This window comes from Georgenia alba (assembly GCF_042665525.1).
In the GTDB taxonomy this organism is placed as follows: domain Bacteria; phylum Actinomycetota; class Actinomycetes; order Actinomycetales; family Actinomycetaceae; genus Allobogoriella; species Allobogoriella alba.
Map to the genome: position 1 here is coordinate 224834 of NZ_JBHTCQ010000005.1, position 13065 is coordinate 237898.

Annotated in this window: 10 protein-coding genes and 2 tRNA genes; 7 read left to right on the forward strand and 5 right to left on the reverse strand. The window is 72.4% G+C overall.

The window, feature by feature from the left end; all coding sequences use genetic code 11:
• Positions 1–52: 52 nt before the first annotated feature.
• The 4 genes from ACFQQL_RS18730 (at position 53) to ACFQQL_RS18745 (ending at position 3928) form a co-directional block, all read left to right on the forward strand.
• Positions 53–126, forward strand: a tRNA-Asp gene (locus ACFQQL_RS18730).
• 42 nt (positions 127–168) lie between these two features.
• Positions 169–241 (forward strand) — tRNA-Phe (locus tag ACFQQL_RS18735).
• Between the two features lie 137 nt (positions 242–378).
• Entirely contained in the window at positions 379–1275 is an 897-nt protein-coding gene (locus ACFQQL_RS18740) for an ABC transporter ATP-binding protein (protein WP_382396685.1), read from the forward strand.
• Position 1276: 1 nt separating this feature from the next.
• Positions 1277–3928 (forward strand): ABC transporter permease, encoded by a 2652-nt coding sequence (locus tag ACFQQL_RS18745; protein ID WP_382396686.1) that lies wholly within the window; start codon positions 1277–1279, stop codon positions 3926–3928.
• 21 nt (positions 3929–3949) lie between these two features.
• On the opposite strand, the gene ACFQQL_RS18750 is transcribed toward ACFQQL_RS18745, so the two are convergent.
• Positions 3950–6613 carry an ExeM/NucH family extracellular endonuclease gene (locus tag ACFQQL_RS18750; RefSeq protein WP_382396687.1) on the reverse strand — a complete coding sequence of 888 codons (2664 nt, stop codon included), beginning with the start codon at positions 6611–6613 and terminating at the stop codon, positions 3950–3952.
• A 346-nt stretch (positions 6614–6959) separates the two neighbouring features.
• On the opposite strand from ACFQQL_RS18750, the gene ACFQQL_RS18755 reads away from it, so the two are divergent.
• The 3 genes from ACFQQL_RS18755 (at position 6960) to ACFQQL_RS18765 (ending at position 8047) form a co-directional block, all read left to right on the forward strand.
• Positions 6960–7397 carry a phage holin family protein gene (locus ACFQQL_RS18755; RefSeq protein ID WP_382396688.1) on the forward strand — a complete coding sequence of 146 codons (438 nt, stop codon included), beginning with the start codon at positions 6960–6962 and terminating at the stop codon, positions 7395–7397.
• On the forward strand, positions 7394–7699 hold the full coding sequence (locus ACFQQL_RS18760) for a DUF3618 domain-containing protein (RefSeq protein ID WP_382396689.1): 306 nt from the start codon (positions 7394–7396) through the stop codon (positions 7697–7699). The genes ACFQQL_RS18755 and ACFQQL_RS18760 overlap by 4 nt, the downstream gene beginning before the upstream one ends.
• Positions 7700–7858: 159 nt before the next feature.
• Positions 7859–8047 carry a DUF3073 domain-containing protein gene (locus ACFQQL_RS18765; RefSeq protein ID WP_382396690.1) on the forward strand — a complete coding sequence of 63 codons (189 nt, stop codon included), beginning with the start codon at positions 7859–7861 and terminating at the stop codon, positions 8045–8047.
• Between the two features lie 325 nt (positions 8048–8372).
• Here ACFQQL_RS18765 and purM read toward each other — a convergent pair whose 3' ends face one another.
• From purM to ACFQQL_RS18785, 4 genes are all read right to left on the reverse strand, one after another.
• The gene (purM, locus tag ACFQQL_RS18770; RefSeq protein ID WP_382396691.1) at positions 8373–9482 is read right to left on the reverse strand and encodes a phosphoribosylformylglycinamidine cyclo-ligase; all 1110 of its coding nucleotides are present in this window, start codon (positions 9480–9482) and stop codon (positions 8373–8375) included.
• Positions 9479–10990, reverse strand: coding sequence for an amidophosphoribosyltransferase (purF, locus tag ACFQQL_RS18775; protein WP_382396692.1), 1512 nt, complete (start codon positions 10988–10990; stop codon positions 9479–9481). The genes purM and purF overlap by 4 nt, the downstream gene beginning before the upstream one ends.
• Before the next feature lie 68 nt (positions 10991–11058).
• Complete coding sequence (locus ACFQQL_RS18780; RefSeq protein ID WP_465254076.1) at positions 11059–11730, reverse strand: response regulator; 672 nt, start codon at positions 11728–11730, stop codon at positions 11059–11061.
• On the reverse strand, positions 11718–13022 hold the full coding sequence (locus tag ACFQQL_RS18785) for a sensor histidine kinase (RefSeq protein ID WP_382396694.1): 1305 nt from the start codon (positions 13020–13022) through the stop codon (positions 11718–11720). The genes ACFQQL_RS18780 and ACFQQL_RS18785 overlap by 13 nt, the downstream gene beginning before the upstream one ends.
• Positions 13023–13065: the final 43 nt, after the last annotated feature.

Sequence of the window (13065 nt, forward strand, 5' to 3'; positions counted from 1 at the left end):
CTCCAGCAGGATTCGTGCCACTAGAATGATCGAGGCCCAGTGCCTCGAACGAGGCCCCGTGGCGCAGTTGGTTAGCGCGCCGCCCTGTCACGGCGGAGGTCGCGGGTTCAAGTCCCGTCGGGGTCGCGGAAGGGCGCCCGGTCACCACGACCGGGCGCCCTCGCACAAGGCTCTGTAGCTCAGTTGGTAGAGCGTTCGACTGAAAATCGAAAGGTCGCCGGATCGACGCCGGCCGGAGCCACAGCACGAAAGCCCCGGGAGTCCCGGGGCTTTCGTCGTGTCCGGCGCCGTCCTCCGACCCTGCCGCACGGCCGCCTCGCGGAGGATCGCCCCCATCTCGACGACGTCTGCACCGGGCTGGTCGGGGAGAATCGACCCATGCGCAGGGTCGACCCCCGAAGGCTGCTCGCTCTCCTCGGTCCTGGACGTCACACCGACGACCAGCCGCACCAGGCGGACCAGCCGGCCCCCGAGAAACGGCCGCGGCTCGTCCGGCCGGACGCGTTCGCGCCGGTCCCAGACCCGATCGTGACCGCCCGCGCGCTGACGAAGATCTACGGCGCCGGCAACACCCGGGTCCGCGCGCTCGACGGCGTCGACGTCGATCTCGGCCGGGGCGAGCTCACGGCGATCATGGGCCCGTCGGGCTCCGGCAAGTCCACCCTGATGCACTGCCTCGCCGGCCTGGACTCGCCGACGTCCGGCACGATCCTGCTCGGCGGGGTGCAGATCTCGGGCCTCAGCCAGCGACGCCTCACGGAGCTGCGGCGGACCCGGATCGGCTTCGTCTTCCAGGCCTACAACCTGGTGCCCACGCTGACGGCGGCCGAGAACATCACCTTGCCGCTGGACATCGCCCGGGCGCCAGTGGACCGCGAGCGCTTCCGCACGATCGTGGAGACCCTGGAGCTGAGTGACCGGCTGCACCACCGGCCCGCCGAGCTCTCCGGTGGCCAGCAGCAGCGCGTGGCCTGCGCCCGGGCGCTGATCGCCGCACCGGCAGTGGTGTTCGCGGATGAGCCGACCGGAAACCTCGACTCCACGGCGGCCGCCGAAGTTCTCGGCTTCCTCCGCCGCAGCGTGGAGGAGCTGGGCCAGTCGGTCGTCATGGTCACCCACGAGGCGACCGCCGCGGCCTATGCCCACCGGGTCGTCTTCCTCGCCGACGGCCGGCTGGAGGGCGAGCTGCGCGACCCGGACGCCGACGCGATCCTCACGGCTCAGGGCGAGCTGAGCGCCGCCCGCGACGCCGCGATGACGAGAGCCCCGTCCTGACATGGTCCGCGTGGCCCTGCGTGAGATCCGCGCCCACCTGGTCCGGTTCCTCCTCAGCGTGCTGGCGGTGACGCTCGGCATCGCCTTCGTCACCGGGACGTTCTCCCTCCGCGCGCTGCTCGCCGACACGTTCTCCGCGATCATCGCCTCCACCACCCAGGGCGACCTGTACGTCCGCGGCGTGGAGACCACCGACGACGACGCCTCGCCTACTCCGGAGCCCAGCCCACCGGAGGGCGCCGCACCACCCGACCAGACCGCACCGCCAGACCAGACCACGCAGCAGCAACCGGTCGGCGGCGGGACCCAGCTCCTCGGCCCGCAGCGTGTCTCCGTGCCGCTCGAGCTGGTGCCCGACGTCGCGGCCGTCGACGGCGTCGAGCAGGCCGTCCCCGACCTGCTGGGCACGGTCGTGCTCGTCGGTGCCGACGGTCAGGCCGTGGTCAACGGCCAGGCCCCGTCCCTGGGGAGCGCGCTGCGCGAGAACGACCCCTCCGGAACGCTCGTGCAGGGCCGCGCCCCGCGCGACGAGACCGAGATCGCCCTCGAGACGACCGCGCTGGAGAGCTCCGGCCTCGCGATCGGCGACACCACCCACGTGATCGTCGGCAGCGGCGCACCCCGCGAGGTGACCGTGGTCGGCGAGGCCACCTACGGCAACCCGATGGTCGGCACCACCCTCGTCCTGCTCGACGCCGAGACCGGTGAGGCCGCGTTCGCGCCCGACGGGCAGCTCCCCTCGATCGCGGTGTTCCTCGAGGAGGACGCCGACCCCTCCGCCGTCGCCGAGGAGATCCGCGCCGAGCTGGGCGATCGCGACGACCTCCAGGTCGTCACCGGCGAGACGGTCCGCGCGGAGGGCACCGAGTCCATCAACCAGGCGCTCGGCTTCCTCGGGACGTTCCTGCTGGTCTTCGCCCTCATCTCCCTCTTCGTGGGCGCGTTCCTCATCTCCAACACGTTCGCCATGTCCGTGCGCCAGCGGCAGCGGGAGTTCGCCCTGCTGCGCGCGGTCGGCGCCTCCCCCGCCCAGGTCATGGTGACCGTCCTCGGCCAGGCGGTCGTGGTGGGGGTGGTCGGCTCTGCCGCCGGGGTCGCGGGCGGCATCGGGCTGATCGCGCTCGTGCGGGCGTGGCTGGCCCGGATGGACATGGAGCTGGGCGGCCAGGTGGCGATCTCGCCGCTGGAGACCATCGCCGCCCTCGCGATCGGCACGGCGATCTCCGTGGTGGCCGCGGCCGTGCCGGCGCGCCGCGCGGCCACCACCCCGCCGGTGGAGGCGATGCGGGACGACGTCGTCGTGGTCGAGCGGTCCCTGCACGTGCGGGCTGCCGTCGGCGCGACCCTGCTGGCCGCCGGCACCGGGGCGGTGCTGTGGTCGGTCCGCGAGGCGACGGCGGACGCCGGTACGTGGCTCGGCGTCGGGGCCGGCGCGGTGCTCATCGGGACGCTCGCCGTCTCGCCGGTCATCGCCCGCGCCGTGCTGCGGGTGCTCGCGTGGCCGTTCGTCGTCGCGCTCCGGCCGGTCGGGCGACTTGCCCGCGGCAACGTCATGCGCAACCCGAGGCGCACGGCGAACACCTCCGGCGCGCTCATGATCGGCATGGCCCTCGTCGGAGCGTGCTCCGTGCTGGCCTCCTCCGCCGAGGCCTCGACCAGCTCGATCGTCGCCACCGAGGCGCGGGCGGACTTCTTCGTCCAGTCCGCCACCCGGTCGGTCCCGCCGGGGGCTTCAGCGGCCATCACGTCGCTGCCGGAGGTCGGCCGGGCGGACACGATCACCAGCGGCCGCACCACGGTGCGCGGTCCGGGTGACGCGGAGGGTGACGGCGTCGGCGTGCTCGCGCTGCCGGCGGACGCCTTCGGCGAGACGATCGACGTCGAGACGACGGCCGGCTCGCTGGAGTCGCTCGCCGACGGCGAGGTCGCCGTCGCCCGCACCACCGCCGTCGACCGTGGCTGGGCCGTGGGCGACGAGCTGCGGGTCAGCGGCCCGGACGGCACGGTCTCGATGCGGATCGGTGCCGTCATCGCCTCACAGATCCTCAACGCGCCGGTCGTGCTGGCGGAGTCCGAGTTCTCCCGGGCGGTCCCAGCCGGCCAGTCGACGATCCAGTCCCTGTTCGTGGACGCGGCGGACGGCGTCTCCCAGGCCGAGCTGCGGGCCGCGCTCGACGAGGCCGCCGAGCCCTACCTGGTGCTGACCGTCCAGGACGCGGAGGAGCTCAGCAGCTCGCTCGCCGAACAGGTCGAGCAGGCGATGGTGATCCTCTACGCCCTCCTCGCCCTCAGCGTGGTCATCGCCGTCCTCGGCATCGTCAACACGCTCGCCCTGTCCGTGATCGAGCGCACGCAGGAGATCGGCCTGGTCCGGGCGGTCGGCCTCGGCCGGCTGCAGCTCGCCGGGACGATCACCGTGGAGTCGGTCCTGACCGCGGTCTTCGGGACGCTGCTCGGCGTGGCCGTCGGCGTCGGCCTGGCCTCGGCGCTGCCGAGCGTGTTCGCGGAGGAGGGCCTGACCGAGCTCGCCGTCCCGTGGACCATGCTCGCCGGCATGATCCTGCTCTCCGGCGTCGTCGGCGTCATCGCGGCGCTCTGGCCGGCGGCCCGGGCCGCGAACCTGCCCGTGCTCGACGCGGTGACCCACGAGTAGCCGACCCCGCCGGAGGCTCCCTCAGCGGTGCCGCGGGACGTGCACCTCCGCGGTCGCGCTCGTCTCGTTGCCGGCCTCGTCGGTGGCACGGAAGGTCACCGTGTACGTCCGGCCGTCGCCCTGGCCGGACCGTTCGGCGCGCAGCCGGTAGGTCGTCTCGTCGACCACCACGACGTCGTCGGTGGTGTTGCCGTCCCCGCGCCCGTTGTCCGGCTCGTCCGACGTCACCGAGACCAGCTCGTGGTCGACCGCGCCGCCGTCGTCATGCGCGGAGACGTCCGCGGTGACCTCGACGTACCGGTGGTTCGGAGGCCACAGCACGTCGTGGCTGAGCTCCACGGACAGCGACGGCGGGGTGGTGTCCGGCTCGGCGAGGTCGAGGCCGACCAGCACCGGGTCGTGGTCGGAGGAGCGGTAGGCGTCCGGCCGCCACAGGTCCGCGGGCCGGCCGAAGTCCAGGTTGTAGTCCAGGATGTCCGGCTCGTCGGCGTTGATGTGCCACTCGGAGGTGCCCGTGACCTGGCCGGCCAGCGACTCGTTCCCCAGGGCGTGGTCGAGGTAGCCGACCATGCCGTCGAAGACGTAGCCGTAGGCGTGCTCGCCGCCGAGCTGCTCCACGAGGTCGTTGTACCCGCCGGCCCGGAGGGCGTCGATCGGGTCCTCCTGGTCGTAGGCGTTCAGGTCCCCGATGACCAGGTGGTCCGGGTCGCCGCTGCCGGTGGGGTCCTCGGCGAGGTAGTCGACGATCGCCTCCGCGGCCTGCGTGCGGGTGACGTTGCAGTTCCCCTGACCGTCCTCGGGTGTCGATCCGTCGTCGCACGCCGAGCCCTTGGACTTCAGGTGGTTGATCGAGACGGTGAAGACCTCGCCGGTCGCCCGCTCGCGGAAGGTCTGGGTGAGCATCGGCCGGTTGAGGGTGTCGTCGAACCGGGGATCGACCGAGGAGTCGAGGACCGCCACGTCGCCCACGGGCTCCACCACGCGCGGCTGGTAGAGGAAGCCGAGCCGGATCGCGTCGGTTCCGACGACGCCGGTGTCGACGTAGTCGTAGGTGCCGGGACCGAGACGGTCGTTGAGGCCCGCGGCGAGGTCACCGGCCGGCTCCACGCCGGGCGTGTTCTCCATCTCCATGAGCCCGACGACGTGGGCGTCCAGCTCGCCGAGCGCGGCGAGCGTCGCCTGCCGCTGGCGCTGCAGCTCCTCGGTGCTGTCCGCGCCGCGGCACTCCATCGACCGGTCGGGGCCGCAGACCCAGTCGCCCTCGTCGACGGTGAGGAAGTAGTTGAGGACGTTGAAGCTGGCGACCCGCACCGACCCGCCGACCTCGGGCGGCCCCTGCGGGCGCGGGTTGGTGGCGTGGTACGTGCCGTACTCGGTGGGCTGGACCCGGTAGAGGCCGTGGGTGTGGTCGACCACGCCGCGCACGCCGGTCACCGTGTCACCACCGCGGAAGGAGTGGTCGGCGCTGAACGGCTCGCCGGTCCCCGGGTGCGGGATCGTCCCCGGGTTCTGCGCCGAGGCGGAGTCGTCGAGGGTGATCACGCGGCGGTCGTACTCGGCCTGCAGGGCCTGCGCGTCCGCGCCGGGCTCGACGACGGCGGTCGGGGTGTGCAGCCGGTCCTGACCGTCGAGCGGCTTGGCGAGGACCACCTCGCCGTACCGGTCGTAGTTGAAGTACTCGCTGATGACCAGGGTGTCGGTGAGCTCGACGAGCATGCCCTCGTGGGCCTCGAGCGACTCCGGGGAGTCGACCGGGAAGGTGACGGAAGCCGGCTCGATCCTCGCGTCGTCGCCGAGGATCTCGGTGGTGGCGTTCGTGAGCTGGGTCTGGGAGGACTCGCTGGTCGCGTACTCGCCGACCGTGCCGGTGACGCGCACGAGCATGCCCACCTCGAGGGCCTCGGGGAGGTCGCCATAGACGAACAGGCCTTCCGACGTCGCGGCGTCCCCGTCCGAGTCGGCGGCCTCCTCCTGCACGTAGAACCCGTCCAGCCCGGGCTTGACGGTGGTGACGACCGCCTCGACGGTCTGCTCGCCCGAGCAGGCCTCGTCGAAGGTCTCGCCGGTGCCCTGGATGTCCGAGATCAGCGCGACCGCCTCGTCGGGGTCTCCGCAGGTGTCGGTGGGCGGCTCCGGTTCCCCCGAGTCGTCGTTGCGGGTCCCGAAGGAGCTCTCGGCCGGCCCGGTCCACGTCCCGTCGACGCGTTGCAGCGACTGGCCGGCAGGTGTGCTCGACCCTTCGGCGACGCCGATGTCGGTGCTGGTCATGCCGTCGGCCGGGCCGCCGACCGCGGTGAGCTCGCCCTCGTAGGAGAGGAGCTCGACGACGGTGCCCGCGTCGTCGACGAGGGCGACGCCGTCGGGTGCGCCGTTCTGGATCCCCTCGTGCTCGACGACGACCACGCCCGCCTCGGGCACGGGCGCCAGGCTCGCCGTGGCGTAGGGGGCACCGTCGTTGCCGTTGTAGAAGACCAGGGACCAGCCGCTCAGGTCCGTCCCGGCCGGGGCCTCGACCTCGACGGCCTCGCCGGTGTCCGTACCGGCGTTGTCGTAGTGGATCTCGCTGAGGAACACCTCGCCGTCGCTCATCAGCCCCAGGGCCGGGGCGGCCATCAGTGAGGTGAGCACGGCGCCGGCGGCAGCCGCCGCCACCCCCGCACGGGCTCGGGTACGGGGCTGTCTCACGACCTGGTCCTCTCGTCGACGCACGGCACCTGCCCGAGCAGCGGACGTTGCCGCCCCGGAGCGGTCACATCATCACAGCCGCCACCCACGTTGGGAACCGTTCCGCACGGGGTTCACGAGCCGTTCACGTGGTGGCCGTGGAAGGCCTCCCGACGCTCTCAGGTCGGCACGGCCGCCGGAACATGGCACTCTTGGGTACCGGAAAGTGCACAACCGGGGGAAACAACGCCATCATGAGTCCGTTCCTCCGCAGGTGTGCAGGGAACAAGTTCGTCAGACGTGAGGCAGGCGTGCAGCAAGACGTGCAGGAAGGACCGGCGCCGCGGCGCCGCAAGGAGGCGATCGTGTGACCACGTCCACCCAGAGCACACCACGGACGACACCGCCGGCGTCGGGCAAGCCGCGGGAGCGGACGATCGGCGAGCTCGTCGCCGCACTCTCCGACCAGCTCTCCACGCTGATCCGCAGCGAGATCCAGCTCGCCATCGCCCAGGCGACGGAGAAGGCAAAGCATGCCGGCATCGGCGCCGGCTTCTTCGCCGCGGCCGCCTTCGTCGCGCTCTACCTGCTCAACGTCCTGCTCGCGGCCGCGGTCCTGGTCCTCGCGATCTGGCTCCCCGCCTGGGCGGCTGCGCTGATCGTCGCGGGTGTGCTCATCGTCGTCATCGCGGTCCTCGCGCTGATCGGTAGGAGCCGGCTCAACGCCTCGAAGAAGTACGTCCCGGCGCCGCAGGAAGGCCTCATGGAGGACGTCGACGCCGTGAAGAAGGGGATCGAGCAGTGACCCAGCCGAGCGCCGAGAACGGCCAGCCGAACAAGCCGTCGATCGCCGAGCTCGAGGCGCGCATCGCCAAGATGCGGCTCGACGTCACCACGACGGTCGACGAGCTGAGCGACCGGATCGACCCGCGCAGGCAGATCGAGAACGCCAAGGCCCAGGTGAAGGACATGCTGTCCGCGGCGGGCGACCGCGCCCAGGCGTTCCGGAAGGATGTGGCCTCCGGGGATCCGAAAAGTCTAGGTATCCTGGCCGTCGGTGTCGCCGCCGTCGGGTTGGTGATCACCGTGAAGATCCTGCGTCGGTGACCCTCCCGCCCGGCGCCGGCAGTTCCTCGGGCCGCGAGGCCCTGGAATGGATGTATGCCACCTGAACCATGTACGGTGGTTACACGACACAGATGACCACATACACGGGGCCGCACCGACTCGGTGCCTGCCCCGGTTCTATTGGAGGGGGTCGACGCCATGGGGCGCGGCCGTCAGAAGGCCAAGCAGACCAAGGTCGCTCGCAAGCTGAAGTACTTCAGCCCTGAGACCGACTACCGGGCTCTGGAGCGTGAGCTCACGTCGCGCAACGACGACGGGGACCGCGAGGACTACGACGACATCCCTCCGGCAACCGACGACTGGGACGACGTCCGCCAGAGTCGCTGACGAACGCGAGGCGGAGTGCGGGCGTGAGGAACGAGCGCCCGCCGCAGCCGGAGCGTGAGGAAGCGCGACCAAGAACCCAGAGTCGCTGACGAACGCGAGGCGGAGTGCGGGCGTGAGGAACGAGCGCCCGCCGCAGCCGGAGCGTGAGGAAGCGCGACCAAGAACCCAGAGTCGCTGACGAACGCGAGGCGAAGTGCGGGCGTGAGGAACGAGCGCCCGCCGCAGCCGGAGCGTGAGGAAGCGCGACCAAGAACCCAGAGTCGCTGACGAACGCGAGGCGGAGTGCGGGCGTGAGGAACCAGCGCCCGCCGCAGCCGGAGCGTGGTCAGACGCGGTAGGAGCCCACCAACCGGACGGCGCCACCCTGGACGCCCTTGGTGCCGCGGACGACGTCGCCGTCGCGTAGGTCGGGCGCTGCGCCGTCGTCCTCGCGCACCTCGCCGAGGACCCACGCCTCGACACCCGCTCCGGCGACGGCGGCGAGGGCCTCGTCGGCGTGGTCCGGCGCCACCACAGCGATCATCCCGACGCCGAGGTTGAGCGTGTTCTCGAGGTCGCGCCACGGGACGTTGCCCAGCGAACGGACGAGCTCGAAGACCGGTGGCACCTGCCAGGACGCACGGTCCACGTCCGCGAGCAGCCCGGCAGGCAGGACCCGCGCCAGGTTCGCGGCGAGCCCGCCTCCGGTCACGTGCGTGAAGGCGTGGACCTCGACGCGGGTGGTGAGGTCCAGGCAGACGGGCGTGTACAGCCGCGTCGGCTCGAGCAGCTCCTGCCCCACGGTGCGCCCCAGCTCCTCGACGTCCCGGTCCAGCGACCAGCCGGCGACCTGGAGGACCCGGCGGACCAGCGAGTAGCCGTTGGAGTGCAGGCCGGAGGACGCCATCGCGACGAGGACGTCCCCGGCGCGGACGCGCTCGGCCCCGAGCACCTCGTCCGCCTCGACGACGCCCGTCGCCGCTCCGGCGACGTCGTACTCCTCGGGTGCGAGCAGGCCCGGGTGCTCGGCCGTCTCCCCGCCGAGCAGGGGGGTGCCGACGATCGTGCAGGCCTCGGCGATTCCGCGGACGATGTCCGCGATCCGCTCGGGCACCACCTTCCCGGTGGCGATGTAGTCGGTCATGAGCAGCGGACGCGCGCCGACCACGACGATGTCGTCGACGACCATGCCGACGAGGTCGTGCCCGATGGTGTGGTGGACGTCCATCGCCTGGGCGATCGCCACCTTGGTGCCGACTCCGTCGGTCGAGGTCGCCAGCAGCGGACGCCGGTAGTCCTTGAGCGCCGAGACGTCCACGAGCCCGGCGAAGCCGCCCACACCGCCGACGACGGCGGAGGTGTGGCTGGCGCGGACCGCCTCCTTCATGAGCTCGACGGCCTTGTCCCCCGCCTCCGTGTCGACACCGGCGGAGGCGTAGGTGATCTCCTCGCTCACGAGGCGGACGCCGGTTCCGGGGCGGGCAGCTCACCGGGGACGAGGTCCCGCATGCCGGGCATCTCGCAGCCGGAGATCGTGGCGCCCTCGCGGATCGGGACCGGGTAACGGCCGGTGAAGCACGCGGTGCAGAGGCGTGACTCGGGCAGCGTGGTCGCCTCGACCATGCCCTCGACCGAGATGTACCCGAGGGAGTCGGCGCCGATGTTGTCGCGGATCTCCTCGATGCTCAGCCCGTTGGCGATGAGCTCGGCACGGGTCGCGAAGTCGATGCCGTAGAAGCACGGCCACTTCACCGGCGGGGAGGAGATGCGCACGTGCACCTCGGCGGCCCCCGCCTCACGCAGCATGCGCACGAGTGCACGCTGGGTGTTGCCGCGCACGATCGAGTCGTCGACCACCACGAGCCGCTTGCCGTCGATGACCTCGCGGAGCGGGTTCAGCTTGAGCCGGATGCCGAGCTGCCGGATCGTGTCGGTGGGCTGGATGAACGTGCGCCCGACGTAGGAGTTCTTCACCAGACCCTGCGCGAACGGGATGCCGGACTCCTGGGCGTAGCCGATCGCGGCCGGCGTCCCCGACTCCGGGGTCGGGATGACCAGGTCGGCCTCGACGGGGTTCTCGCGGGCCAGCACCCGTCCCATCTCGGTGCGGGCCGCGTTCACGGGCACCCCGGCGATCCGGGTGTCCGGCCGGGCGAGGTAGACGTACTCGAAGACGCAGCCGCGCGGCCTGGCCTCGGCGAAGCGCCGGGACCGCAGTCCGTCGGCGTCGATGACGATCAGCTCGCCGGGCTCCACCTCGCGGACCACGGAGGCGCCCACGATGTCCAGGGCCGCGGTCTCGGAGGCGACGGCCCAGCCCCGCTCGAGCCGGCCCAGCACGAGCGGGCGGATGCCGTGCGGGTCACGCGCGGCGTAGAGGGCGTTCTCATCCATGAACACCAGCGAGTAGGCGCCCTCGAGCATCGGGAACACGTCCGCGGCGACGTCCTCGAGCGCCCCCTCGGAGAGTCCGAGCAGCGTGGTGACCAGGGCCGTGTCGGTGGACGAGCCGCGCCCCATCTCACCGCTGAGGTCCTGGCCGGACCGCTCGCGGATGAGCTCGATGAGGTCGACCGTGTTGGTGAGGTTCCCGTTGTGCCCGAGCGCGACGGTGCCGCGGGACGTGGGCCCGAGCGTCGGCTGGGCGTTGTGCCACTCCGAGGACCCGGTGGTCGAGTACCGGGTGTGCCCGACGGCGATGTGGCCCTTGAGGGACTCGAGGGCGCGGTCGTCGAAGACCTGGGAGACGAGTCCCATGTCCTTGTAGACGAGGATCTGCTCGCCGTTGGAGGTCGCGATGCCGGCCGACTCCTGCCCGCGGTGCTGGAGAGCGTAGATGCCGAAGTAGGTCAGCCGGGCGACTTCCTCGCCGGGTGCCCAGACGCCGAAGACCCCGCACTCGTCCTGCGGGCCCTTCTCACCGGGTAGGAGCTCGTGAGAGAGCCGTCCGTCTCCGCGTGCCACGGACTCATCGTCCCACACGGACGCCCACGCCCGTCCGCGCCGTTGGTCACACCCGGGACTCCGACCGGTCAGTCCCCGCCGGCCGAGTGGGCGAGGATCGCCAGCTGGATCCGGTTGTCCAGCCCGAGCCTCGTGAGGGCGCTGGAGAGATGTGCCTTCACGCTCGACGTCGACAGGTGCAGCCGCTCCGCGATCTCGCCGTTCGAGAGGCCCTCGGCGACGGCGAGTGCCACCGCCCGCTCGCGGCTGGTCAGCAACGCGAGCCGGTCGCGGGCGTCGGGCTCCGGTCCGCCGTGCGGCTCCGCCGTGGCGAGCGCGATGAGGCTCCGGGTCACGCCCGGCGAGAGGACCGGCTCGCCCGCCGTGACCTTCCGGACGGCGGCGACGATCTCCGCCGGCGGGGTGTCCTTCAGCAGGTAGCCGGCGGAACCGGCGCGAAGCGCTTCGACGACGGTGCGGTCCGCACCGAAGGTGGTCAGGACCAGGACGGCGGGCGCCCCGTCCGCCCCGGCGCGGGCCCGCAGCGCCCGGGTCGCGGCGATCCCGTCGAGCACGGGCATTCGAATGTCCATGAGCACGACGTCGGGCGTCAGCCGGTGCACGGCGTCGATGACCTCCGTGCCGTCACCGACCTCGCCGACGACCTCGACGTCGGGCGCCGCGGCGAGCATGAGCCGCAGGCCCGACCGGACCAGCGGGTCGTCGTCGACCACGAGGATCCTGATGCTCACGCCGCCCACGGTATCCGCGCCTCGAGGGTGAAGGCGCCGTCGGCGGCACCGTGGGTCAGGGTGCCGCCGCGGTCGCCGTCGCGGTGCAGGCGGACCCGTTGGTCGAGGCCGTGCAGACCGGCCTGGGCGCCGGCGAGCTCCCGCTCGGTCACCCCCACGGGGAGCGGGTTCGTCACCGTGACGACGGCCCAAGGACCGCCATCACGAACGGTTCGCACGCCCACCGCCACCCGGGCGCCCGGAGCGTGCTTGCGGGCGTTGGTCAGCCCCTCCTGCACCACGCGGTAGACCGTGCGTCCGACGCCGGCCGGGACGTCCTCGGCGTCGAGCTGGACGGTGACGTGCTGACCCGAGGCGCGGACCTCCTCGACCAGGGCGGTCACGTCGGACAGGCCGGGCTGCGGCGGCGCGGTGTCCTCGGGGCCGTGCGCGCCGTCGGCACGTAGCACCTGCAGCACGCCCCGCAGCTCCTCCAGCGCCAGGTGCGCGTTGCGGCGGATGACCTCGGCGGAGTCCTGCAGCTCGGGCGCGGTCGGCGGTGGCCCCTCGTGCGACTCCGCCTGGTCGATCCGGAACTGCAGGGCGCCGGCGTGCACGGCGAGGAGGGAGAGTCGGTGAGCGAGGACGTCGTGCATCTCGCGTGCGATGCGCTCCCGCTCCGTCTGCCGGGCACCCTCGAGACGCAGCTCCGACTCGCGGCGGGCGTCCTCCGCCCGTTCGGCGAGCACCAGGACCACCTGGCGCCGGGCACGGACGCCGAGGCCGGCCGAGACGGCGAAGGCCAGCGTCGCGGCGATCAGCGCCAGCCACACCACCGGCGAGCCGAGGTACGGCGGGAAGTAGACCAGCACGTACGGCGTGCCGAGGAGCAGCGCGAGCGGCACCGCCGGCACGGACCAACGCCAGCCGCGATGCAGGGCGAGCGTGAACAGCGCGACGAGCACCGCACCGGTGGCGGAGTTGGAGACCGAGGCCACCAGCACCGCGGCGATGCCGAGCGCGACCGGGAATCGGCGCCGCCACCAGATCGCGAGGCACAGCACCGCGCCGGCGGCGAGGTCCAGCGTGTACAGCCAGTCCGGGACGCCGAGCGAGGCCAGGAAGCCGAACCGCTCCCCCACCCACGTGACGACGGCGTACAGGAAGGCCCCGGTGTCGACCACCCAGTCGCGAACCGTCCGATGGCGTGGTTGCCCGGCCGTCGGGTCGGCGGCGCGCGCGACCTCACCGGGCAGGGCCCACGCCTCCAGCGCGTCCGTGGCCGGTGTGGCCACTGACCGGGTGGTTCGCTTGCTCGACACGGTCTGAGCGTATTGACCGGGTGGCGCCCGGGTCTCTGGCCGA

Bases quoted from the DNA above. Each gene is read 5' to 3' on its own strand.
- ACFQQL_RS18740 (WP_382396685.1), top strand. From the start codon at position 379: ATGCGCAGGGTCGACCCCCGAAGGCTGCTCGCTCTCCTCGGTCCTGGA.
- ACFQQL_RS18745 (WP_382396686.1), top strand. From the start codon at position 1,277: ATGGTCCGCGTGGCCCTGCGTGAGATCCGCGCCCACCTGGTCCGGTTC.
- ACFQQL_RS18765 (WP_382396690.1), top strand. From the start codon at position 7,859: ATGGGGCGCGGCCGTCAGAAGGCCAAGCAGACCAAGGTCGCTCGCAAG.